This window comes from Microbacterium sp. NPDC058062, assembly GCF_042885375.1.
Lineage (GTDB): Bacteria > Actinomycetota > Actinomycetes > Actinomycetales > Microbacteriaceae > Microbacterium > Microbacterium trichothecenolyticum_C.
Genome location: NZ_JBHVSC010000006.1, coordinates 59,737 through 80,663, shown reverse-complemented (window position 1 = coordinate 80,663; position 20,927 = coordinate 59,737). Strand labels below are relative to the sequence as shown.

Annotated in this window: 24 protein-coding genes and 1 pseudogene; 11 read left to right on the top strand and 14 right to left on the bottom strand. The window is 68.0% G+C overall.

Going from position 1 to position 20,927, the window contains the following annotated elements; genetic code table 11:
• Positions 1–6: 6 nt before the first annotated feature.
• From ACFVSU_RS18595 to ACFVSU_RS18585, 3 genes are read right to left on the bottom strand one after another with little or no spacing between them, the layout of a single operon-like run.
• Positions 7–990, bottom strand: coding sequence for a carbohydrate ABC transporter permease (locus ACFVSU_RS18595; protein ID WP_387146398.1), 984 nt, complete (start codon positions 988–990; stop codon positions 7–9).
• The gene (locus ACFVSU_RS18590) at positions 987–1,952 is read right to left on the bottom strand and encodes a carbohydrate ABC transporter permease (RefSeq protein ID WP_387146394.1); all 966 of its coding nucleotides are present in this window, start codon (positions 1,950–1,952) and stop codon (positions 987–989) included. Before ACFVSU_RS18590 ends, ACFVSU_RS18595 begins: the two co-directional genes overlap by 4 nt.
• Positions 1,952–3,331, bottom strand: a complete 1,380-nt coding sequence (locus ACFVSU_RS18585; RefSeq protein ID WP_387146391.1) for an ABC transporter substrate-binding protein — start codon at positions 3,329–3,331, stop codon at positions 1,952–1,954. Before ACFVSU_RS18585 ends, ACFVSU_RS18590 begins: the two co-directional genes overlap by 1 nt.
• A 510-nt stretch (positions 3,332–3,841) precedes the next feature.
• On the opposite strand from ACFVSU_RS18585, the gene ACFVSU_RS18580 reads away from it, so the two are divergent.
• The 3 genes and pseudogenes from ACFVSU_RS18580 to ACFVSU_RS18570 all read left to right on the top strand — a co-directional run.
• A complete protein-coding gene (locus tag ACFVSU_RS18580; RefSeq protein WP_387146388.1) occupies positions 3,842–4,492 on the top strand; it encodes a type IV toxin-antitoxin system AbiEi family antitoxin domain-containing protein in 651 nt (216 codons plus the stop codon).
• A gap of 40 nt (positions 4,493–4,532) precedes the next feature.
• Positions 4,533–5,255 (top strand): nucleotidyl transferase AbiEii/AbiGii toxin family protein, encoded by a 723-nt coding sequence (locus ACFVSU_RS18575; RefSeq protein WP_387146385.1) that lies wholly within the window; start codon positions 4,533–4,535, stop codon positions 5,253–5,255.
• Between the two features lie 178 nt (positions 5,256–5,433).
• Positions 5,434–5,586 (top strand): annotated as a pseudogene (locus tag ACFVSU_RS18570) (SDR family oxidoreductase); the annotation flags it as partial.
• A 64-nt stretch (positions 5,587–5,650) separates the two neighbouring features.
• On the opposite strand, the gene ACFVSU_RS18565 reads toward ACFVSU_RS18570, so the two are convergent.
• Positions 5,651–7,012: a cytochrome P450 gene (locus ACFVSU_RS18565; protein WP_387146383.1), complete on the bottom strand. Its 1,362-nt coding sequence runs from the start codon at positions 7,010–7,012 to the stop codon at positions 5,651–5,653.
• A gap of 199 nt (positions 7,013–7,211) precedes the next feature.
• Between ACFVSU_RS18565 and ACFVSU_RS18560 the strand changes: the two genes are divergently transcribed.
• Positions 7,212–7,694 carry a GNAT family N-acetyltransferase gene (locus ACFVSU_RS18560; RefSeq protein WP_387146380.1) on the top strand — a complete coding sequence of 161 codons (483 nt, stop codon included), beginning with the start codon at positions 7,212–7,214 and terminating at the stop codon, positions 7,692–7,694.
• Positions 7,695–7,698: 4 nt separating this feature from the next.
• Here ACFVSU_RS18560 and ACFVSU_RS18555 read toward each other — a convergent pair whose 3' ends face one another.
• Positions 7,699–8,160, bottom strand: a complete 462-nt coding sequence (locus ACFVSU_RS18555; protein ID WP_387146377.1) for a hypothetical protein — start codon at positions 8,158–8,160, stop codon at positions 7,699–7,701.
• Positions 8,157–10,502 carry a molybdopterin oxidoreductase family protein gene (locus ACFVSU_RS18550; RefSeq protein WP_387146374.1) on the bottom strand — a complete coding sequence of 782 codons (2,346 nt, stop codon included), beginning with the start codon at positions 10,500–10,502 and terminating at the stop codon, positions 8,157–8,159. The genes ACFVSU_RS18555 and ACFVSU_RS18550 overlap by 4 nt, the downstream gene beginning before the upstream one ends.
• Before the next feature lie 266 nt (positions 10,503–10,768).
• On the opposite strand from ACFVSU_RS18550, the gene ACFVSU_RS18545 reads away from it, so the two are divergent.
• A complete protein-coding gene (locus ACFVSU_RS18545; RefSeq protein WP_387146371.1) occupies positions 10,769–11,944 on the top strand; it encodes a zinc-dependent alcohol dehydrogenase in 1,176 nt (391 codons plus the stop codon).
• Positions 11,945–11,951: 7 nt separating this feature from the next.
• Here the strand turns inward: ACFVSU_RS18545 and ACFVSU_RS18540 are convergent, their stop codons facing one another.
• From ACFVSU_RS18540 to ACFVSU_RS18520, 5 genes are all read right to left on the bottom strand, one after another.
• The gene (locus ACFVSU_RS18540) at positions 11,952–12,899 is read right to left on the bottom strand and encodes a glycosyltransferase family A protein (RefSeq protein ID WP_387146368.1); all 948 of its coding nucleotides are present in this window, start codon (positions 12,897–12,899) and stop codon (positions 11,952–11,954) included.
• Positions 12,900–12,916: 17 nt separating this feature from the next.
• Positions 12,917–13,864, bottom strand: a complete 948-nt coding sequence (locus ACFVSU_RS18535) for a manganese catalase family protein (protein ID WP_387146365.1) — start codon at positions 13,862–13,864, stop codon at positions 12,917–12,919.
• A gap of 227 nt (positions 13,865–14,091) precedes the next feature.
• Positions 14,092–14,739, bottom strand: a complete 648-nt coding sequence (locus ACFVSU_RS18530; protein ID WP_387146362.1) for a DUF3618 domain-containing protein — start codon at positions 14,737–14,739, stop codon at positions 14,092–14,094.
• Entirely contained in the window at positions 14,739–15,155 is a 417-nt protein-coding gene (locus ACFVSU_RS18525) for a phage holin family protein (protein WP_387146359.1), read from the bottom strand. Before ACFVSU_RS18525 ends, ACFVSU_RS18530 begins: the two co-directional genes overlap by 1 nt.
• Positions 15,152–15,931, bottom strand: coding sequence for a hypothetical protein (locus ACFVSU_RS18520; RefSeq protein ID WP_387146356.1), 780 nt, complete (start codon positions 15,929–15,931; stop codon positions 15,152–15,154). Before ACFVSU_RS18520 ends, ACFVSU_RS18525 begins: the two co-directional genes overlap by 4 nt.
• 71 nt (positions 15,932–16,002) lie before the next feature.
• On the opposite strand from ACFVSU_RS18520, the gene ACFVSU_RS18515 reads away from it, so the two are divergent.
• The gene (locus tag ACFVSU_RS18515) at positions 16,003–16,383 is read left to right on the top strand and encodes a DUF6766 family protein (protein WP_387146977.1); all 381 of its coding nucleotides are present in this window, start codon (positions 16,003–16,005) and stop codon (positions 16,381–16,383) included.
• 37 nt (positions 16,384–16,420) lie between these two features.
• Positions 16,421–16,876, top strand: a complete 456-nt coding sequence (locus tag ACFVSU_RS18510; RefSeq protein WP_310289544.1) for an SRPBCC family protein — start codon at positions 16,421–16,423, stop codon at positions 16,874–16,876.
• Between the two features lie 46 nt (positions 16,877–16,922).
• On the opposite strand, the gene ACFVSU_RS18505 is transcribed toward ACFVSU_RS18510, so the two are convergent.
• Complete coding sequence (locus tag ACFVSU_RS18505; RefSeq protein WP_387146353.1) at positions 16,923–17,111, bottom strand: hypothetical protein; 189 nt, start codon at positions 17,109–17,111, stop codon at positions 16,923–16,925.
• Positions 17,112–17,259: 148 nt separating this feature from the next.
• On the opposite strand from ACFVSU_RS18505, the gene ACFVSU_RS18500 reads away from it, so the two are divergent.
• Both ACFVSU_RS18500 and ACFVSU_RS18495 read left to right on the top strand, forming a co-directional pair.
• Positions 17,260–17,466, top strand: a complete 207-nt coding sequence (locus tag ACFVSU_RS18500) for a hypothetical protein (RefSeq protein WP_387146350.1) — start codon at positions 17,260–17,262, stop codon at positions 17,464–17,466.
• 371 nt (positions 17,467–17,837) lie between these two features.
• Positions 17,838–18,419, top strand: coding sequence for a VanZ family protein (locus ACFVSU_RS18495; protein WP_387146347.1), 582 nt, complete (start codon positions 17,838–17,840; stop codon positions 18,417–18,419).
• A 56-nt stretch (positions 18,420–18,475) separates the two neighbouring features.
• Here the strand turns inward: ACFVSU_RS18495 and ACFVSU_RS18490 are convergent, their stop codons facing one another.
• Both ACFVSU_RS18490 and ACFVSU_RS18485 read right to left on the bottom strand, forming a co-directional pair.
• Positions 18,476–19,393 (bottom strand): NADP-dependent oxidoreductase, encoded by a 918-nt coding sequence (locus tag ACFVSU_RS18490; RefSeq protein ID WP_387146344.1) that lies wholly within the window; start codon positions 19,391–19,393, stop codon positions 18,476–18,478.
• A 118-nt stretch (positions 19,394–19,511) separates the two neighbouring features.
• Positions 19,512–19,817, bottom strand: a complete 306-nt coding sequence (locus tag ACFVSU_RS18485; RefSeq protein WP_387146341.1) for an NIPSNAP family protein — start codon at positions 19,815–19,817, stop codon at positions 19,512–19,514.
• Between the two features lie 372 nt (positions 19,818–20,189).
• Here ACFVSU_RS18485 and ACFVSU_RS18480 point away from each other — a divergent pair, with 372 nt between their 5' ends.
• Entirely contained in the window at positions 20,190–20,528 is a 339-nt protein-coding gene (locus tag ACFVSU_RS18480; protein ID WP_387146974.1) for an ATP-dependent DNA ligase, read from the top strand.
• Positions 20,529–20,651: 123 nt separating this feature from the next.
• Positions 20,652–20,912, top strand: a complete 261-nt coding sequence (locus tag ACFVSU_RS18475) for a hypothetical protein (RefSeq protein WP_387146338.1) — start codon at positions 20,652–20,654, stop codon at positions 20,910–20,912.
• The last annotated feature ends 15 nt before the right edge of the window (positions 20,913–20,927 follow it).

Sequence of the window (20,927 nt, the reverse complement as noted above, 5' to 3'; positions counted from 1 at the left end):
CGCGTCTCAGCCCTTCACGCCGCCCGCGCTGATGCCGTGGATGATCTGCCGCTGGGCAACGAAGAACACGATGATCATCGGCACTGTGGCGATGACGCTCGCCGTCACGATGAGCTCCCAGTGCCACTCACCTCCGAAGCCGAACGCGTCGACGAGGGACTTCAGTCCCCGCGGCAGCGTGTAGTCGGAGGAGTCCCGCAAGTAGATCAGCGCGCGCATGAGGTCGGTCCACACGGCCTGCACCTCGAAGACGAACGTGACAGCCAGCGCGGGCTTGCTGAGGGGGAGAGCGATCCGCCAGAACAGATCCCAGTTCGAGGCGCCGTCGACGCGGGCGGCCTCGAAGAAGTCCCGGGGCAGGCCGAGCATGAACTGCCGGAGCAGGAACACGTAGAACGCGCTGCCGAAGAGGTTCTGCGCCCACAGCGGCACCAGTGTGCCGACGAACCCGAGGGCGTTCCAGATGAGGAACGTCGGGATCATCGTGACCGCGCCGGGCAGCATCATGCTTGCGAGCACGACGCCGAACAGCGCGCCCCTCCCCCGGAACCGGAAGTACGCGAACCCCCACGCGACCATGGCGCTCGAGAGGGTCACCGTGGTGGCCGCGAGCACGGTGACCAGCAGGGTGTTCCACAGCCACAGCGCCAGCGGCGCGGCCTGCCACACCTGGACGTAGTTGTCCCACGTGAAGGTCTCCGGGATCAGCCGGTTGTCGAACACCTCCCCGCGGGGCTTGAACGACGCGCTGACGAGCCACACGAATGGGTAGGCGAAGACGATCGCGAGCACGCACAGCGCCGCGATGACGAGCGACCGGCGGACCAGGTGTCGCCGACGTGCGCGCCCGGCGGCCTCGGTCCGCGTCGGCTTCCGCTGAGAGGCCGGGCGATCCTGCTCGGCGTGCGGGTACGGCGCGAGAGAAGCGGTGGGATGCTGCGCATCGATGTCCTCGTCGTGCGGCAAGCCGGGAGGGAGCACCCTGCTCATGGCCGATCATCCCCCTCGTAGTACACGACGCGACGCGACACCACGATCTGGATGGCGGTGACGGCCATGATGAGCGCGAACAGCACCCAGGCCATGGCCGAGGCGTAGCCCATGTGCAGGAACTCGAATGCCTGCTGGAACAGGTAGATCACGTAGAACAGCGCAGCGTCGTTGCTGTAGGTGGTGTTGCCCGCGCCGAAGAACGCGGTGTACGCCTCATCGAAGGTCTGAAGTGCCGCGATCGTGTTGACCACGACGATGAAGAACAGCGCGGGGCTGATCATCGGCACCGTGATGGAGAGCGACTGGCGCCAGAACCCCGCGCCGTCGAGCTTTGCCGAGTCGTAGAGTTCGTCGGGCACCGCCTGCAGCGCGGCCAGCAAGATGATCACGGAGGCGCCGACCGTCCAGAGGCTCATGATGATGAGCCCCGGCTTCACCCACGCGGCATCCGTCGTCCACGAGGGCCCGTCGATTCCGAGCCATCCCAGCACCGTGTTGAAGAGCCCGTTCTGCCCGTTGAAGAGCAGCAGGAACAGGATGCCGACGGCGACCGGTGGCGTCATCTTCGGCAGGAAGAACACCGTGCGGAAGAACCCGGCGCTGCGTCCGGCGCGGTTGAGCAGCAACGCGAGCATCAGGGAGACGAGCACGTACAGCGGCACCTGCACGACCGTGAAGAACAGCGTGTTGCCGAGCGCCAGCGCGATCTTCGGATCGCTGAACAGTTCGACGTAGTTGTCGGCACCGACGAAATTCGGGTCGTTGATGACGTCGTAGTCGGTGAGCGACAGGTACACGCTGTAGATCAGCGGCCACGCCGTGAACACGGCGAACCCCACCAGCCAGGGGCTGAGGAACAGCAGAGCGGAGCCCAGATTGCGCCGCCGCGCCCGCCGCCGACCGCGCTCGCGGTCGACAGGCGGCACCATCGGGGCGGCCACCGCGGACGGCGCGGTCATCAGTCACCGTTCCCGAGCTTGGACCACGCGTCGTCGAGGGCGGACTGCGCCTCCTTCTGCGCGTGGGCGAGGGCGTCGGCGGCGGACGCCTTGCCGTCCAGCACCGCGTTCACGGCGTCGAACATCGCCGCCTTGAACTCCGCGTCGGCCGGATTCGCCGGCATCGAGAAGGTGCTGTCATTCGCCTCGTACATCTTCGACACGGCCGTGTCCCACGGCTCGCCGCCCGAGGTCGTCATGTCGCGGATCATCTGATCGGCCTTCGCGTTGGCGGTGAGGATGCCCGTGAACGGCTTGCCGTCCGCCTTGCGCGCGTCGATGCGCGCCTCGGCGGCGGCCTGCCAGGCATCGACCGACGTCATGGCGCGCGCGAACCGGCAGGCGGCTTCGGGGTTGGCACTGCCACTGGGAATCGCCCACGCCGAGCCGGTGGAGTACGCGATCGCGGCGCCCTTGCGATCATGCACCGTGTCGAAAGCCATCGTCGCGTCCGGCGAGACGTCGTTGAGCACGTTCACGTACCACTGCTCCATCGGCATCGCGCCCAGCACCCCCGTCGCGAACTGATTGCCCTCACCGAAGAAGTCCGCCGAATCGCGGTACGCCTTGACCGCGCTGAACCCGCCTTGATCTTCGTAGATGGATGCTGCCCACTCGAGCGCTTCGACCACGTGCGGATCGTCGAGCTGAGCCTTCTTCCCGTCCGCCGTGATGACGTCCGCGCCGTTGGCCTTCGCCCACAGCGGCAGGAACTCGGGAAGCTTGCTGTCGTAGCCGATGACTTTGAGGTTGCTTCCGTCGCTGACCGTGAGGGCCTTGTTCGCCGCTCTCACGGCATCCCAGTCCGAGCCGTTGACGTCGTCGATCGTCAGCCCGGCCGCCGAGAGAAGATCGGCATTCGCCATCGTGAGCTGGACGGTGTTGAACTCGGGGATGCCGTAGACGGTGCCGTCGAGGGTCACCTGATCCAGCGCCGACTTCACGAAGTCGTCGGTCGGGATGCTCTCGCCGTCGATGCAGCGATCGAGCGCAACGACCGCGCCGCGCGCCGCAAGCGAACCGATCTGATCCCGGCTCGCGTAGACGATGTCAGGCGGTTTGCCGGACGCGACCGCGGAGAGGAACTGCTGCAGATCGAGGTCTCCTTCGGCCAGCTTGACCTCGACATCGCCCAGCTGCTGTTTCGCGTAGTCGACGCGGCTCGTCGCCACCTCGTCGACGCCCGAGAAGCCCATGACCGACAGCGTGCCGCTCAGCTCCGCGCCGGAATCGTACTTCGCCTCGTCGTCCCCGGCGCCGCCCGTTCCGACGGCGCAACCCGTAGTCCCGACCGCCAGCAGAGCGATGACTCCGGCGGCCGTCCATCGTGTAGAACGCATGATCGCCTCCTCCGCCCGTGAGAAGTGGGCGGTGGAGGGACGGTAAAGACGGGACGGCCAGACCACCGAGGGGATTGACGAACCGCCGATAGGGGCGTACCGCACGCGCCCCTATCGACGCACCGCCGAGGAGTCTCGATCCCCGCGATCCCATCCCCTACGCGCGCTGCGATTTCCACCAAGAGCCGCCGCGCATGGTCGACTGTCTCAACGAGGACCGCCATCGGCGACGGGGTGGCGCGTCGTCTGCCATCGCCTCGACGGCTTATCCTCAGCCTGCGCTTGGAGGTATCAATGTCGTTCATGCTCGCTGCGCTGCGCGTGCTCCACATTGACATCCCCGGCACTCCGGCCGTGGTCGGCCACTTATCGACGCGTTGCCCACTCGTGGCCTATCAGCAACACAGCCCATTGATTGGCCCCCGCTTCAGGCTGCACTGCTCATTCGGTGACTTACTTTATCCAGGTATACCGAATGCGTATACTGGGATAAACAAAGTAGGTGGTGGAATGCTGACCGACGTCGAACTGCTCCGCAGAATGGAGCGAGCTCCGCTGCGGACGGCGCGCTATGCGGACCTCGAGGAACTCGGCAGCAACGTCTGGCGCGCCCTCGACCGGCTCGCCGAGCAGGGGGCGGTCGCCCGGATCACCAAGGGCGTGTACACGGTGCCGCCTGCCGGCGAGGACGGTCGCACCTGGAAGCCGACGATCGAGGCGGCTGGCCTGGCGGTAGCAACCGCTCGCTTCGGAGAGCGCAACGCCATCCTCATGGGCCTTGGCGCCGCGCGCCACTGGACGGCGATCCCACGCGCGGTCGCGGTCACAACGGTTGCGGTGCCCGAACTCCGACAGCCGGTGAGGCTCGACGGCGGAGGCACCGTGTACATGATCCCTCGCCACCTAGACCGGGTGGAGGCGCAGCTCGAGGACACCGAGCTCGGCGAGGGCCTGGTCACCACGCCGCGTCAGACGATGTACGACCTACTCATGAGGCCGAACCAGGGCAAGCTGCCGGATGCGGCTCGTGATGCCGCGCGGAATTTCCGGGGGCAGGTGAGCGGCGATGAACTTGCAGAGATCTGCGAGTGGCACGGCCGGGCTAACGACGCCGTGCGAGACATGGTCCGCGACCTCAGGAATGGACTCTTCGTTGCCTGACCGGACGGTCCCCGGCGTTCTCGACCCGCAGGAGCGCCGCGTGGTCGAGGAGCAGTTCGGTGTCGCCGCCCAACAGGTCGTCCGCGACCACGTCATCTCGCATGGGCTGGCCGCGATCGCGGCGGCCGCGCAGGGCGATGTCGTCTTCTTCGGCGGAACGGCGCTCTCTCGAACGCTGCTGCCGGAGCTGCGGCTGTCTGAGGACATCGACCTGATCGCACTCAGCAATCGGCGTGAGGTTGGCGCGCGGATCCAGGCGGAGGTCCAGCGCCGGTTCCGGCGCACCCTGGGCGCCGTGTCGCTCACCCCGCCGCTCGGTGAAGCGCCGCACCCGCAGCCATCGATTCTTGATGTGAAGGGCACTCGCATCCAGGTGCAGTTAATGAACTCGGAGGGTTACCCACCGTGGCCGCGGCAGCTCGTCGACCTCGAGCAGCGGTACAGCGACGCCCCACCCGCGAGGCTCCACGTGCTCACCCCACCAGCGTTCGTCGCGTCCAAGCTCACCGCCTGGGAGGACCGGCACGCACCACGCGATCTGTACGACCTATGGGCTCTGGCGGAGAAGGGCTGGATCAACGAGGCTGCCGCGGCGCTCTATTGCCGCTACGGCCAACACACGACTCCGTCGAGAATCTCCTTCGCCGAAGTGCCGAGCGAGCGTGACTGGGAGGGGTCGCTCGCACATCAGGGCGTCATCGCGACGACACCAGAGCACGCAGCGAACATCGTGAAGGAAGCGATCACAGCGCTCTCGTCATGACGAAGGCGGTCTAGTCGAGGTCGACGATCATGGCGCAACCTTCGCCACGCGGCCCCTCGTCGACGACGGCGTGCGCACACCAGGCCGTGTGCGCGGACACTGCCGCCGGCGCAGCTGTACGCCGACATCGAACCCCGCAAGCAGCGCAGCCCGAGCCCGGGCTCGATGCGAGCTGCAGGACAAAATCGCCCACTTCGGCGAGAACACTCCGCTCGGCCGAATGGGTCAGCCCGCCGAACTCGCTCCCGCATTCGTCTTCCTGGCATCTCCCGAGTCCAGCTACGTCATCGGCGAGACGCTGAACGTGATCGGTGGGATGCCGGCGCCCTGACTGCGGGAGACGGTCGATGCCCGGTCGACATCGACCGTCCCGTCCGGGTTCACCGGTCCGCCCATCAGTGGAAGGGACAGCGTGATCGCGAATCGACGCCGCGGATGCGTCCACCCGACCGCGGCATCGTGGGCAGACGTCGCCGATTCACGCCGAGCCCTGAGTTCTCGATCGACAGACGGTGATCGCTGAGGGCAGCGACGGCTGTCGCAAGGCCGGCGATCGCGAGCTTTTCACCGGGGCATCGGTGGCCGGTGCGCACGTCTCCTCCACCGTGCGGGATGAACGCCGTCAGGGTCTCGTAATCGTCGACCCCGCGGAAGCGGTCTGGGTCGAACGCCGCTGCGTTCGTCCACGATCGATCGTCCAGATTCGTGCCGAGAATGTCGAGCACCACTCGGCGGCCGCGCGGCAGCGTCATACCGTCCAGGGCGACATCCTGAATCGCCCATCCGGGCAGCATCGGCACGAAGGGCGCGGTGCGCCGGATCTCCTGCGCGAACATCGTCGCGGCCGGCCCTTGCACCCAGCTTCCGCGCTCAGCCGACTCCGCGGCGATCCGATCGCGCCACGCCGGGCGCTCGTGGAGTTCCTTCGCCGCGAACGCCACGAACCGCGCGACGGCGATCATCGGACGGATGGTGTTCTGCAGCTCGACACCGGCCACGCGCGACGGCAAGAGTTCCCCGCTCGCATCTCGATGCGACGCCCATACTGCGAGCGCCGTGTCCGCCGCGGGAGCGAGCTGTCCTGATCGCGTGGCGTCGATCAAGTTCTTCGCGTGTCGGTCGGACCACCAACGATTCACCATCGCGTGCGGAAAAGCCGGGGAGTACGGTGCACCGAATCCGTCGACGATCTGGGCGAGCCGGCGAGCCCAGCGGGTCTGCGCATCAAGGGTGCCGGGGAGGCCCGCCCACCGCATGACGGATCGACCGAAAGCGCCGACTGCCGCGTCATACGCACTCCGGCGTCCGCCGCTGATCCAATCGTCGAATTCGCTGCGCCATTCGTGCTCGAGCAGCGGCAGGAGACGTGCCACCTGCGCGTCGTCGTACGCGGCATCGGCGAATGCCGCCTTCCGGTGCCGATGCTCCTCTCCGTCCAGGCTGTGGACGGAGCCGTGGCCGAACAGGGTTTCCTGCACGATCGTCGGCATGGCTCCGTGTCGCGCGATCCGCGTCTGGTCGTAGAACAACCTCACCCCGTCCGCCCCACGGACGAGGAGCGCGTCTTCGCCCAGCAGACGCATCGGCGCGGCACGGGCTCCGGCGGCGACGCGACGCCAGACTCCGGCGCCGAAGTCGTACCCCCGGGTGAGCAGTGCGACCGAGTCGTCTGGGTATGCGCGGCGGGCGCCCGCCGACGGTGGTGCCCCGCCCGAGGAGGTGTCTGTCTTCGGCGGATCGGCATGCGGGCTGGCCATACCTCACAGTCCCAGTGAACGGGCGCGGCGTGCAGGGGGAAGCGGCGTCGCCGCGAATGTGCTACCGGCCCGGGCGCAGCGCTGAAGCGGCGACTGATACCGGGCAGCCGAGAGCAGGTCTCTGCAGGTGTCGCCGCACCCGGCGGCGCCCACGTCAACCCGGTGCTCGGAATCGGCGACAGCCGGTTGACTGTTCGCGATGAACAGTCGTGACCCCCAAGACCTGACCATCCGCGACATCCGTGAACCGGATGCCGGCGAGGTGCTCACGCTGCAGCGCGCCGCGTTCGTGCAGGAGGCGCTGATCTACGACACCGTCCGCATGCCACCCCTCACGCAGAGCCTCGACGAGCTCAGAGCGGAGCTTGCCGTCAATCTCGGGCAGGTCGCGTTGCAGGGCTCGCGGCTGGTCGGCGCTGTGCGCGCTCGACGCGAATCGGATCTGCTGCTCATCGGCCGGCTCGCGATCGCCCCCGACCTCCAAGGACTCGGCATCGGCTCCCGGCTGCTGGCCGCCGTCGAGGACCGCGGACGACGTGCGGGATGCCGGGAAGCGGAGCTCTTCACGGGATCCCTCAGCGAGGCGAACCTGCGCCTCTACGAGAGCCTCGGGTACCGCGAGACGCAGCGCGTCGACGGCGATGACGGCACCCAGCAGGTCTTCCTCCGCAAGCCGCTGTAGGCGCTCACTTCACTGCGATCAGCACCTGCGGCGCGGCTTGCTTCATTCTGCCGAGCAACCACCGCAAGTGCACCCCCGTCTCCTTGTCGCAGTCGGTGACGACCTTCAGCAACTCTCGGTCCGGAAGTGCCTGTGCGACCTGCTTGATCATGTTCCAGGTGACATCCACGAGGCTCGCGAGGAGATACAGATCCTGGAGGTCACGGAGCAGTCCGAGCGGGCCCTCGCGCGCCTCGTCGAGGCCGTCGGCGTGGAGCCGTTCCGGTTCGTCACCCGCGTCGCCTGTGCCGTAGCGATCCAGTGAGGGCTGCAGCATCCGCACATGCGTGTCGCACTGGCCGGCGAGCGTCAGGCAGAGGAAGTGCACATCCGGTTCGTCACCGTGCGCCTGTGCGACCTGGCGGTATCCGCGGGCGAGCGTCCGCTCCGACTCGACGAGGAGCGAGAGATAGACAGGCAGCTTCACGACACACCCCCGGCGCGCGCGACCTGCACGGCTGCGGTCTTGAAGACGGGCTGCTTCGACACGGCATCCCATTCGGTGATGGTGAGCTCGTTCGCGGCGGTGGGATGCCTCTGCTCGGCGCCCTCCGGCGCATCCCAGTAGCCGTAGTGGAACGGTGCGAAGACGGTGCCCGGCGCGATGTCGGTGAGCCTCAGCGGCGCAACGATCCGGCCGCGCCGGGAGCGGACCTCGACGACGTCGCCGTTCGCCAGGTCGCGTGCGGCAGCGTCCGACGGCGAGAGCTCGACCCACACCGAAGGCGCCGCCTCGACGAGCTCGGGGGTGCGGCCGGTCTTCGTGCGGGTGTGGAACTGGAACACTGAGCGACCGGTGGTGAACCGCAGCGGGTACTCGTCGTCGGGCGGCTCCTGGGGGCCTGCGTAGGGAGCCGATTTGAGCAGCGCCCGCCCGTCGGGCCGGAGCGCCTTGAATGCCTCGGCGCCCACGGCCGCGCCGGTGAGGAGGTCGTGGCCGAACGTCTCGCAGTAGTCGGCCCGCGACGAGAAAACGCCATCGGCATACAGGCGATCCGTGCTGCGCGTTTCTCCGGCCCGGCGGGGCCAGCGGATGCCACTCTCCCGCCGGAGGTCGTCGTACGAGATGCCCGTGTAGTCGCAGGGCCGACCACGCGAGCACTCCTGCCAGGCGCGGTACGCGTCCTCCGGCCCCGTCCACTCCAGCAGCGGAGAGCCGTCGTCGCGACGGAAGTCCATCCGCCGGGCATAGTCGAGAAAGATGTCGAGATCCGCGCGGGCCTCACCGGGTGGGTCGACCGCCTTCTCGGAAAGGTGCACGGTTCGCTCGGCGTTCGTGAACGTCCCGGTCTTCTCGCCCCACCCGGCGGCCGGCAGCACGACGTCGGCGAGCTCGGCGGTCTCGGTGAGATACAGGTCCTGCACGACGAGGAAGAGGCCGTCGGAGGCGAGGATGTCGCGGATGCGGGCGAGCTGCGGCAGGGAGACGGCGGGATTGGTCGCCGAGATCCACAGGAAGCGGATGGAGCCCTGCTCCACGAAACGGAACAGCTGCATGGCATGCGTGGGGTCCGCCCAGTGCGGAATCTTCAGCGGATCGACACCCCACAGCTCCGCGAGCTCGGAGATGTGCTCCCCGTTCTCCCAATTGCGGAAACCGGGCAGATCGCCGTCGGCGCCGCATTCACGGTTGTTCTGTGCCGTGGGCTGCCCGTTCATCTGCAGGAGACCGGCGCCCGGATGCCCGATCTTTCCGCGAAGCAGATGCAGGTTGTTCACCTGAGAGGCGGACGCCGTCGCCTGCGACGACTGGTAGAAGCCCTGCAGCACCGTCGACAGCGGCCGTTCTGCGGTCCCGAAGAGACGGGCGGTCTCCCGGATGTCGCGGGCATCCAGACCGCAGACGTCGGCGGCGCGCTCGGGTGTCCACTCCGATGCGTGAGCCCGCAGTTCGTCCACACCGATCGTGTGAGTGGCGATGAAGTCCTCGTCGGTCCAGCCGTTCTCGAGGACCTCACGGACCAGGGCGAGCATGAGAGCGAGGTTGGTGCCCGGCCGGACCGGCAGGTGGACGTCGGCGCGGCGCGCCACCGGCGTCTCCCGAGGGTCCACGACCACCAGCCGCGGCGGCCTCGGCCCCTCCAGGCGATCCAGCACGCGCGACCACAGCACCGTCTGCGTCGCCGCCATGTTGTGCCCGTACAGGAAGAGCGCGTCACACTCGTCTATGTCGTCGTAGCAGGCCGGCTGACCATCCGCGCCGAAACTCTCCTTCAGCGACGATGCCGCCGTCGCCGTGCACAGCCGTGTGTTGCCGTCCATGTGCGGGGTGCCGACACCCGCCTTTCCGACGACGGCGAGCGCGTAGTACTCCTCGATGAACAACTGGCCGCTGGTGTAGAAGGCGTGGCTCAACGGACCGGTCTCCTCGAGGAGCGCCCGGCTCCTCTGCACGATCCGATCCATGGCGTCGTCCCAGCTGGCGGGTACCAGATCATCCCCTGCTCGGATCAGCGGCGTCGTCAGCCGATCCGGTGCGCTCATCCCCTGCCAGCTCGCGTAGAGCCCTTTGGGGCCCAGACGCCCACGGTTGACGGCGTCGTCGGCGCGTCCCCGGATGCCGACCATCCGGCCGTCTTTCACAGCGATGTCGCACCCGCAGCCGTTGCTGCACAGCACACAGGCGGAGCGGACCCACCCGTCCACGTCCGCCTCACTGAGTCCCTCGGCGAGCGCGACGTCGACCCGCACGTCCCATTGCCCACCCCGGTCGAAGGGGCTTCGCGAACCCCAGACATCATTCACCCGGTCAGACTGTTCCCGCGTCATCGGTCCCTACCTCCCACCATCGGGCCCCTGAACCCGATGCGAAGGTACGCCGGCAGTCGGCGCGAATCGGAGGCCCTTTACAGCCGTCCCGCGCAGCGCTAGTCAGTCGGGCGGCGGAGGCGTCGTGGCCACGAGCGGAGCATGCTCGCATCCGGGTCAGCTTCCGTCAACCCACGCGCGGTCGGCGATACACCCGCATACGTTCGGCGGGTGAGCGAATCAGGCCTCGCGCGCATCGAGACCGACAGGAACTGAGAGGGAGACCGATGAAGGCTGTCACGTGGCAGGGCAAGCGCAAGATCAGCGTCGAGACCGTGCCCGACCCCAAGATCGAGGAGCCCACCGACGCGATCGTGCGGATCACGTCGACGGCTATCTGCGGCTCCGACCTGCATCTGTACGAGCTGTTCGGCCCGTTCCTGGACGCCGGCGACATCCTCGGTCATGAGCCAATGGGCGTGGTGGTCGAGGTGGGTGCGGACGTGACGGGGCTCGCCGTCGGCGACCGTGTCGTGGTGCCCTTCAACATCGCGTGCGGGCACTGTTTCATGTGCCGGTCCGGACTGCAGTCCCAGTGCGAGACGACGCAGGTCCGCGAGTACGACAGCGGAGCTGCGCTCTTCGGCTACACCAAGCTCTACGGCCAGGTCCCGGGCGGTCAGGCCGAGCTGTTGCGAGTGCCGCTCGCCGAGTACAACACGGTCCGGGTCGGCACCGACCTGCCCGACGAGCGGTACCTGTTCCTCAGCGACATCCTGCCCACCGCGTGGCAGGGGGTGGAATTCGCACAGGTCCCCGAGGGCGGCACGCTCGCCGTGATGGGTCTCGGCCCGGTAGGGCAGTTCGCGGCCCGTATCGGCGTCCACCGGGGATATCGGGTGCTCGCCATCGATCCCGTCCCCGAGCGCCGCGCGATGGCCGAGCGGCACGGCGTCGACACCTTCGACCTCGCCGACGACGTGATCGACCGACTCCGCGACCTCACTGACGGGCGAGGCGCCGACGCCGTCGTGGAAGCGGTCGGACTCGAGGCTCACGGCAACCCAGGCACCAAGTTCGCCCAGCAGGCCGTCGGACTTCTGCCGGACGCGATCGCGCAGAAGGTGATGGACACCGCCGGCATGGATCGGCTCGCCGCACTCCACAGCGCCATCGACCTCGCCCGTCGCGGTGGAACGGTGTCGATCAGCGGCGTCTATGCAGGAGACGCCGACCTGATGCCGATGAAGACGCTGTTCGACAAGCAGATCTCGCTGCGGATGGGACAGTGCAACGTGAAGCGGTGGACAGACACGCTCCTCCCCCTCGTCGAAGACGACGCCGACCCCCTCGGCGTGATGGATCTGGTGACCCACACCGTGTCACTCGACGAGGCGCCGACCCTTTACGAGACGTTCCAGAAGAAGGACGACGGATGCATCAAGGTCGTCCTCAAGCCGTGAGCGTCCGTCACCAATCAGCGATGACTCCCGCGCGGATCATGTCGGCCCGGAGCGCATCTTCGAAGTCATCGGCCTGATCGCGCAGGGACTCATCGTGGTCATCAAACGTCCGCCCCGGTGAAACGACCGATCTGCCCATCTCATGACCTCCAAGTTCACGGTGGAACAACCCTCGCTGAAGAGGGCGCTCATTCTCCGGGGGTTGACAGCTGCACGCTCGCTGTGGCCCGCGCGCGCAAAGAACGCACTCGCACCCACCACCGCAAGGGTGGAAAGTCGCGCGGCCAATGAATGACCACGGTGTGGAACCCCGGTGAACGCGTTGCAGAAGGGCCCGGTCCATCTTCAGAGGTCTCGCCGAGATGCCCACCGCTGCCCCGCGGACGTGTCGGATCCGTCTCGTCCTGCCGATATGGAAGGAGAGATCGAGGTCGTCGTGCAGAAGCTGGTCCTCCCGATGCACCTCGGCCGCGACCTGCGACCAGACGTCCCGGCGGAACGCCATGTTCGACCCGAAGAGCGGCGTGTGGCCCAGGGCAGGCAGGAGCATCGCCCGGTAAGCGCCCAGGTACACCGACGCGGCATGACGCCGTACACGCGGTGACGCATGAAGAAACCACGCATCGCCGGTGACGGCGTCTATGGAGGCATCGTCGATCAGCGCCTGGAGGAGTCGCTCGAGCCAGTCGTCCGGAGGGAGCGAGTCCGCATCCAGCCGAGCGATGAGAGCACCCCGTGCCACCTCGTAGCCCGTGGCGCTGGCGCTGGCGATCCCCTGCGGCGGTTGCGTCACCAGCCTCGCCCCGTGATCGGCGGCGACGTCGCCCGACGCGTCGTCCTGAGAACCGTCGTCGACGACGATGACCTCGTCCGGTGGCCACGTCTGACGGCCCAGTGCTTCGAGACATCTGCGCAGCAGCGACGCGTCGTCACGCACGGGGATGACGACCGTCACCGACGGTCGCGATCCGTTCACATGCGACCGAACGTGGCGTCGATGTCGGCCATCTCCATCTCGGCGGTGGCCTGGATCAGCGCCATCAACTCCGCGTCCGCTCCCGGAGAGAACTCCTCGCGACGCTCGGGGGCGATGGTGATCGGCGCTCCCTCGGGCGCCTGCTGCGAGGCATCGAGCTGCGTTCCGTCGCCCGAGGGCGACAGGCCCTGGAAGATCCTGCCGGCCTCGGACTGATCGTCGAGGTCGAACGAGTACTGCTTGCTCTGCAGCCCGAGATCCAGCAGCCGCTTGACCTCGGGGAAATGCTCGGCGTTCGTCTTCGGGATCGGAAGCGTGCCCTTCCAGTTCACGCCGAGGGTCTCCAGAGCCTTTGCGTACGCGTTCTCGTGCGCCTGATCGCGGACGATGAGGTAAGAGATCGTCGATCGGGCGGTCTTGTTCGCGGTCATCTCGTAGAGCCGGCACTTCTGCAGACGCCCGGTCGACTCGAGCATCAGGTTGTACAGAAGGTCGAGCACCAGATTCCCCGAGTTGTACACGTAGCTGCCGCTCCACGGGTTGCCGACCGCATCCACCGGAAGCGCGCCCTGCGCACCAACGAGATAGTGGTGGATGTTGCCTTCCGACAGTGCGATGTTCAGCGGCACGGCACCGCCGACACCGGGCTGATCGATCGGGTCGTCGGGCTTGCCCTGGTACCGAGGGGATCCGTCCACGAGGCGGGCGATGGTCGTGCCGATGAGCTCGACATGACTGATCTCCTCGGTCCCGATGCCCTGGATCAGATCCTTGTAGGGCTTGGCCTCAGGCCCGCGGAAGTTGATGCTCTGAAACAGGTACTGCATCATCGTGCGCATCTCGCCGAACTGCCCGCCGAGCCCCTCCTGCAGTGCGTTGGCCGCCGCGGGATCGGGCTCGTCCTGCTCGATCGGATTGATGAGCTGCTGCAGGTGGAAGTACATGATGCTCCTTCGATGGTGGCGGTGAAACTCCCACCATCCCCAGAGACCCGAGCGCGCGTCGCGGGGGTCGACGCGATCCCTCTCACCCGCTACCCTGCGCGGCGCCTGCCGACCCAGGGCGCAGCAGGCCTCCTGGATCTGTTCACTTCGCCTGAAGCGGGCAGGCGGCGGCCGACGAAGGGGCCCCGGCATCGGCGGGGCCCCTTCTCGTATCGGGGAGGGATGCCTCAGCCCAGCCGGTGCCAGCCCTCCGCGTCGTCGGGACGCGACGTGGCGCGGTCCTCGGGCGACATGTTGCCCGCGACGTTGTCCTTCACCCGCTCCGCGGTGTCCTGCGCCTCCTGTTTGACCGTCTCGGCCGAGTCGACGGCGGATTCCTTCACCTGTTCGACGGCGTCCTGCGCCGGACCCTTGAGGTTCTCGGCGACCTCCTGCGCGGCATCCTTCGCCTCGCTCACCGCCTTGTCGACCAGGGGCTGCGCGCGGTCGCGCAGCGAGGTGGCGAAACGCGTCTCGGAGTCGGTGGTCGGGATCAGGCTGGCCACGAGGAACCCGACGCCTGCGGCGAGGAGTCCCACGACGATGGGCGCACCCTGCGCCTTCTGCTTCGCCTTGTGCGGCAGCTCCTTCACCGCGTCGCCGGCAGCATCCACCGCGCCCGCGACCGAGTGGCCGGCGGAGGACGCGCTGTCGCCCATGTCGTCGGCCACGCCCATCACGTGGTCTCTGACGCCGCCCATCATCTGGCGGGCGCGTGTCTTCTGCCGCTCCATGATCTTCGGCGGCGACACCTTGTCGGCGAGCGCGTCCACGTCCCGTCCGAGCTCGTCGCGCGTGACCTCGATGTCGGCACGGATCTGGTCTGGATTGCTCATCATCGGTTCTCCTGGTTTCTCTTGAGCGCGTCCGGGATCTCTTTGACGGTCTCGACCGTCTGCGGTGCGCCTCGCACGGTGTTCAGCCGGCTGCGCCCGACGGCGTAGAGGATGCCGGCGATGATCGCCCAGATGACGGCGACGACCACGCCCGACCAGCCGAGGCCGATCAGCAGGCCCAGTGCCCACCAGAGCGCGAGGCTCAGGAAGAGCACCGCCATCATCGCGGCATAGCCGGCACCTCCCAGCAGTCCGGCACCGATGCCGGCACGCTTGGCGGAGTCGGTGAGCTCCGCCTTCGCCAGCTCCAGCTCCTTGCGCATAAGCGTGGACAGGTCCCGCGAGACCTCGCCCACGAGATCGCCGAGGGACGTCTCGGCCGCCTTCTGCTGCGATGGCGTGGGCATGTCGGTCATGGTCGCTCCCCGCCACTGGGCGACCACTCGCCGGGTGCAGCGGCGGCTGCGCCCATCCCCGTCGGGAGCGAGGGCACGCCCTGGTCGGTCGCGAGCGCGTCGCCGATGGGCGTGTCGCCCGCGACGTCGTCTCGCGCGGTCGTGCGCTGCGCCCCGGCCGCCGTCGTTGCGCCCTGGCCGTCAGCCCCGCGCGCCACCGCCGGCCGAGCTCGCGTCGAGCCGCCGCTCGGGAGCGCCGCATTGCTGTGGGCATCGTTCATGAGCGCACGCGTCAGGCGACCCGCGACGATACCTACGCCGAGGGCGATCAGCAGGAAGGCGCCCGTGTGCCGACGGGCGTACCCGCGTACCTCACGGACGACGTCGGCGGGTTCGCGCTGTTCCAGCCAATCCGCGGCGCGACGGCTCTGCTGCCCGAGTGCGCGCACGGCGCTCGTGGCCATGCCCCGAGAGCCCGCGCCGGTGCCGGATGCCATCCCCTCCAGCTCGTCGCCGGTTGCACGCAGAGCGTCGGCCGCTCGGCGCTGCTGGGTGGACGCCTGGTCCGCCAGCTGGACGCGCGTCTCGTCGAAGAATCCGCCAGCGGCGTCCTTCACGTCGTGCGCCACGCTCTGGATCTCGTCGCCCGCGACGCCGGCGACGTACATCGCTCCGGCATCGACCTCGGCGACCGAGTCGACGGCGCGCTCCTTCACGTCCGCCGTATCCGGGTTCTCCCCTGCGGGCGACCCGGTCGCGCCGCGATCCGCAGCGGATCCGGTCTCGTAACTCGACATGCTCCTCCTCCATCTCATCGGCGGCGTCTGGCCGGCGACGTGCCGGTCGGGAATCCGCCGTGGCGAAAACCATGCGCCTGGAGCTCCGATCCGAAGAGGGGGTCGAGATCGCGAGCGCGGCGGAGTATGGTGCCGTCCCCGCGCGCTCATGTGGGCCGCCTACGCCGTCTCCCGGAGTTCTGGAGCTTTCCCTGCAGATCTGGCAGTCCGTGTCCCTTGCGGCCCGAGCGACGGTGGCCTGCGCGATCTACCTCCGCCAGCGCGGCTCGTCCGAATCCAAGCCGGTGGGGGTGCCCCACCACGTCAGCGCCGAGCGCCCCAGGACTGTGCCGCGCCCGCACCGTGCTACCCGGCAAGACCGCGCGATGACACGACGCGTGCGTGCGGAGTCGCATCGACCGCGCACGCTCATTTGTCAACCCCCGACCACCACCGGACCAAGTCCGGCCTAATGGGTCGGACGCATCCGCGCAGTGAGAGGAACATCCCATGGTGCAGCTCTTCGAGACGATCGACGTGGACGTCCCCGTCCGCACCGCCTACAACCAGTGGACCCAGTTCGAGAGCTTCCCGCGGTTCCTCGACGAAGTGGAATCGATCACCCAGACGAGCGACACACTCACTCACTGGGTGGTGAAGGTCGGCGGCTTCCGACGCGAGTTCGACGCGGAGATCACCGAGCAGCATCCGGATGAGCGCGTCGCATGGACCAGCACCGGCGGAGACACCGAGCACGCCGGAGTCGTCACGTTCCACAAACTCTCCGACACGACGAGCCGGGTCGCAGTGCAACTGGATTGGGCGCCCGAGGGCTTGGCGGAGAGGCTGGGCGCATTGGTGGGCGCGGGTGGCCACGCCGTGAAGAAGGATCTCAAGAACTTCAAGGAGTTCATCGAGACGCAGGGCGGCGAGACCGGCGCCTGGCGCGGCGACGTCGACGCCTAGCTGCACCTAGCCGCCGCTCAGAAGGGGACGACTCACGGGTGGGTGACTACCGTGTGCGCGCAGCCGTCGTGCGGGCGATCGCGAGCCCTGTGGTCGGTCGCAGCCACACCGTCTGTCCCCGTTCGTGGGGGTACTTCCACGCGACGATGACGATCTCGCGCCCCGACGCTCGGTTGCGCGAAATGCGGAGTCCGTGCCCGGATTTGGTGCCGGGCGAGTCGCCAGTCTTGGTCATGCGGAGACACTAGCCAAGCAAGGCGACAACTCCCGCCCCCGTTGACAACCGGCGCGGAAGCTACCTCGGTGCCAGATGCGAGTCAAGGCACTGGTGCCTCCGATCGGCTGCGCGGCATCCTCTGCTACCGACCACGTGAGGAGCAATGATGTCCACGAACGCACCGATCGACCCCGACACCGGCCAGCCTGCCGAACCGTCCACCGAGGATGGCTCTGCTCGGCCCACCGAAGGCTCACCGAACGACGACCCTGATGTCATCCCCGACGTCGGACCTGCCATGGGCAACCAGGACCTGATCCTGGACGAAGTGCTCGTCGACGATGACCCCGCGATGGAGAGCGACCAGGGCTGAACGCTAATGCCGGAGTCCGCCCGGCAGCAGGCAGCTCGGTTCGCCAGCGCGACGCAGAATCGAAGCTGTCGCTTCACCTCGAGCCAGCCCTGCATCGAGTGCGGCAACAGCGCGCCGCCAGCGTGACAACATTTTGACAACAGTTCGCGAAGACCGGGGTGGATTCGCCTGATCGAGAACGGTCCAACTTCCGCGTAATTTGGCGGTTTTTGACGATGGCGACGCGGTCCACGCGGCCCGAATGAGGTTTCCGGTACCAAAGGTCGCAGGTTCGATTCCTGTCGGGGGCACCACCACCACAACAAGTAGTGAGAAGGACCGTGGGTCATCACGACTCGCGGTCCTTCTGCTTTCTCGCGAGAGGATGCCCTGTGACCACTTCACCCCAGGGGCGCCCGTCGGGCCGCGCGCGCGTCACGGTGATCGTCGCGTTCGCGGTGTACCTGGCGCTCCTGACCTGGGTGGTGCTGTGGAAGCTCGAGGTGCCGTGGATCGGTGAGGCCGCGGGGCTGGCCCGGCCGATCAAGCTCGTTCCGTTCGCGCCCAGCGGCGATGCCGGAGCTAGCGCGCCGGTCGAACTGCTGATCAACCTCGTGCTCTTCGTGCCGTTCGGGCTCTTCATCGGGGCGCTCGCCCCGACCTGGTCGTGGTGGAAGGCGGGCGTCGCCGCGCTGGGCGCGAGCCTCTTGCTCGAGACGGTTCAGCACCTCATCTCGACGGGCAGCTTCGATACCACCGACCTCGTCGTCAACACGGCAGGCGCCCTCGTCGGGTGGGCGGTCTTCGTCGCCGTGCGCCGGAGCGCCGGCGAGCGCACGGCCGACGTCATGACTCGCATCTGCGTGATCGTCTGTGCGCTCGCGCTCACTGCCGTGGTCGCGTTCGTCGTGTCGCCGCTCCACTACGGACCCCAGCGTGACGTCGTCGTGGAACGCCCGAACCCGGGGCGGTGAACCCGGCTCGTCGGCGTGCGGGCTGACGCAGTCCGCCCGGCCCGCCCCTGCAGGCTTCACGCGCGCAGGCGGATGACCGTCTTGCCGTGTCGGCGGGTGGCGGGGTGGAGTGCGGTGACCGCGTCGTCGAGGGAGGCGATCGTGCCGATGTGCGGGCGCAGGCGACCGTTGCGCACCCGTCGGGCGATCTGGGTCAGCTGCTCGGGGACGGATTCCACGACGAAGTCGATGGCGCGCCCGTCGACCGGACGAGCCTCCACGGGGCCTACGACGGACACCAGCGCCCCGCCGGGGCGGATGAGGCGGGCGGACCTCTCCTGGACCTCTCCGCCGATGACGTCGAAGACGACGTCGACCCCACCGATGTCGGCGAGGTCCTCGGTGTCCAGATCGAGGAACTCGTGGGCGCCGAGGTCGAGCGCCGCCTGTCGGTCCTTTCCGCGCCCGGTACCGATGACGTAGGCGCCGAACTCGCGCGCGAGCTGTGTGACGAATGCTCCGACGGCGCCGGCGGCGCCGTGGGCGAGGACCGTCTGGCCGGGTTGGAGTCGTCCGTGCGGGAAGAGGCCCTGCCACGCCGTCAGCCCGGAGATCGGGAGGCCGGCGCCGACGGTGAAGGCGACGTCTCCCGGTAGCGGAGCGAGGTTGCGGGACTCCACAGCCGCGTACTCGGCCAGGGTGCCGTCGCGATGCCAGTCCGTGATGCCGAACACCCGCTGTCCGACCGAGAGGCCCGTCGTGCCGTAGCCGAGCGCCGTGACCACCCCGGCGAACTCGTGACCGATGATCGGCTGGACCCGGTCGTTGCCCGATCGATCAACCCACGTCGAGGACCACTCCCACTCCGCCGGCACGAATCCGGACGCGTGCACCTCGACGAGTACATCATTGATCGCCGGGGCCGGCTCCGGCACGTCTGTGAGCGTGATGCCGGCCGCCTCCGCGGACCGATCCGTCGCGACGATCGCTTTCACTCGCTACCTCCCTGTCCGCGGGCCGGGAGTGCGCCCGGGCTGATCCCCCGCACCTTCCGTGATCCTCTGCCACCCTGCACGGCTGCGGGTCCACGCGCAACGAGGAGGCCGCCGGCGGTCAAGAGAAGACGGGAGAGAGGAAGCGGCGCTCGTAGCGACGGATGCACCCGGTGGCTCGCGCGAGCTCGAACGCCTCCTGGCACTCCGGGTCCGATTTCGAGGCGTTCCGGTAGACCTCGTACTCGGCGAGCGACGGGAAGGTGAACAGCGCGAACGCCTCGTCGCTGTCGCCCTCGCTGGGCATGAAGTAGCCATGGTGGGTGCCGCCGAGCTTGTTGACGAGTCGGATCCACATGCGGCCGTAGTCGGTGAACTCGTCGAGCTTGTCGGGATCGATCTCGTAGCGAAGATGAACAGTGATCATCGAAGTTCCTTTGCGCTCAGCCGTACCCATGAGTCTCACGGACGAGAAGCGGGACGGACGACGATCGAGGGGCCCCCGCGCAAAGCTGGCGGAGAAAGCTCGAGAAGTTGGCAGAGTGCGCGTGCTCCGCGGCACGGTACTCAGGCCCGTTCCTGTCGCTCGGGCGTCGGGTCGGCGCGCCCCATCTCGAGTCGTCCGTGGGAAGCGACTGACCGGCTTCATCGCGGGGCGGCCTCGCATCCGCGTCGGATCCTGTCAAGGGCTAGGACACCGGACGGCCGCGGAGGATCATCGAAGGTGGAGTTGATCGACGTCCCCCCTCTTGCGCCCCCAGCGCTACGTTTCGCCGGCACCTCCGCTCGGAGGCCCGCCATGGGCAAGCTGATCTACGAAGGGACAGTGAAGGTCGATTTCGACGACCGCACACTCGCGCACCTGCAACTCGTGATCGGCACGAAGCTGCGCCGGGGTGAGCCCTTCCACTTCACCTGGCGCGACGACGCGAGCATCGGCGACGGCCGCACCACGATCTGGGTGCACCCGCGGTGCGCACTCGTCTACAAGTTCTACGGCAGTCGCAAACCGCAGCTGAACCCTGCCTGGATCGACGCACTCGCCTACACCGCGAACTCGCCGACCGGGTTGTACCTGGTGCCTGAACCGGCGATGCCGGCCTCGCATGATCACGAGGCGCACGAAGTCGCCGAATAGGAGCGCGGCCGCATCTGCCGGCGGCGCGACTCCGGCCGTAGACCTGTCGCGCGCGCGTGTCAAGCCGATAGGTGAGACCCCTTCGACGGCGCTGGGATGGGGCTGACGACGACGGGAGCGGCGATGAAGAGGATCGACATCTATTACGCGGGCGAGCACTACAGCGTGGGCGGGCGTCGTCTCGAAGACCTGCGCCAGGAGGTCGAGGCGGGCCTGGCGGGCGGCGTGCACTGGCTCGAGGTCAACGACGGTGAAGGCATGATGCGCACGGCGCATCTGCTCGTGACGCCGGGCGTGCCTCTGGCGATCGTGCCGATCCCCGACGAGTCCTCTCCTGCCGCGGCCGACGAGATCTGGTCGGACGGCGGACCGCCCGTCGCCTGACGAGGAATCGGATGC

Coding starts and splice junctions, on each gene's coding strand:
- ACFVSU_RS18485 (WP_387146341.1), bottom strand. CDS start 19,817: ATGATCACTGTTCATCTTCGCTACGAGATCGATCCCGACAAGCTCGAC.
- ACFVSU_RS18510 (WP_310289544.1), top strand. CDS start 16,421: ATGGTGCAGCTCTTCGAGACGATCGACGTGGACGTCCCCGTCCGCACC.
- ACFVSU_RS18505 (WP_387146353.1), bottom strand. CDS start 17,111: ATGACCAAGACTGGCGACTCGCCCGGCACCAAATCCGGGCACGGACTC.
- ACFVSU_RS18530 (WP_387146362.1), bottom strand. CDS start 14,739: ATGAGCAATCCAGACCAGATCCGTGCCGACATCGAGGTCACGCGCGAC.
- ACFVSU_RS18515 (WP_387146977.1), top strand. CDS start 16,003: ATGCGCCTGGAGCTCCGATCCGAAGAGGGGGTCGAGATCGCGAGCGCG.
- ACFVSU_RS18565 (WP_387146383.1), bottom strand. CDS start 7,012: ATGGCCAGCCCGCATGCCGATCCGCCGAAGACAGACACCTCCTCGGGC.
- ACFVSU_RS18585 (WP_387146391.1), bottom strand. CDS start 3,331: ATGCGTTCTACACGATGGACGGCCGCCGGAGTCATCGCTCTGCTGGCG.
- ACFVSU_RS18535 (WP_387146365.1), bottom strand. CDS start 13,864: ATGTACTTCCACCTGCAGCAGCTCATCAATCCGATCGAGCAGGACGAG.
- ACFVSU_RS18560 (WP_387146380.1), top strand. CDS start 7,212: ATGAACAGTCGTGACCCCCAAGACCTGACCATCCGCGACATCCGTGAA.
- ACFVSU_RS18475 (WP_387146338.1), top strand. CDS start 20,652: ATGAAGAGGATCGACATCTATTACGCGGGCGAGCACTACAGCGTGGGC.
- ACFVSU_RS18480 (WP_387146974.1), top strand. CDS start 20,190: ATGGGCAAGCTGATCTACGAAGGGACAGTGAAGGTCGATTTCGACGAC.
- ACFVSU_RS18595 (WP_387146398.1), bottom strand. CDS start 990: ATGAGCAGGGTGCTCCCTCCCGGCTTGCCGCACGACGAGGACATCGAT.
- ACFVSU_RS18590 (WP_387146394.1), bottom strand. CDS start 1,952: ATGACCGCGCCGTCCGCGGTGGCCGCCCCGATGGTGCCGCCTGTCGAC.
- ACFVSU_RS18520 (WP_387146356.1), bottom strand. CDS start 15,931: ATGTCGAGTTACGAGACCGGATCCGCTGCGGATCGCGGCGCGACCGGG.
- ACFVSU_RS18525 (WP_387146359.1), bottom strand. CDS start 15,155: ATGACCGACATGCCCACGCCATCGCAGCAGAAGGCGGCCGAGACGTCC.
- ACFVSU_RS18545 (WP_387146371.1), top strand. CDS start 10,769: ATGAAGGCTGTCACGTGGCAGGGCAAGCGCAAGATCAGCGTCGAGACC.
- ACFVSU_RS18500 (WP_387146350.1), top strand. CDS start 17,260: ATGTCCACGAACGCACCGATCGACCCCGACACCGGCCAGCCTGCCGAA.
- ACFVSU_RS18550 (WP_387146374.1), bottom strand. CDS start 10,502: ATGACGCGGGAACAGTCTGACCGGGTGAATGATGTCTGGGGTTCGCGA.
- ACFVSU_RS18580 (WP_387146388.1), top strand. CDS start 3,842: ATGCTGACCGACGTCGAACTGCTCCGCAGAATGGAGCGAGCTCCGCTG.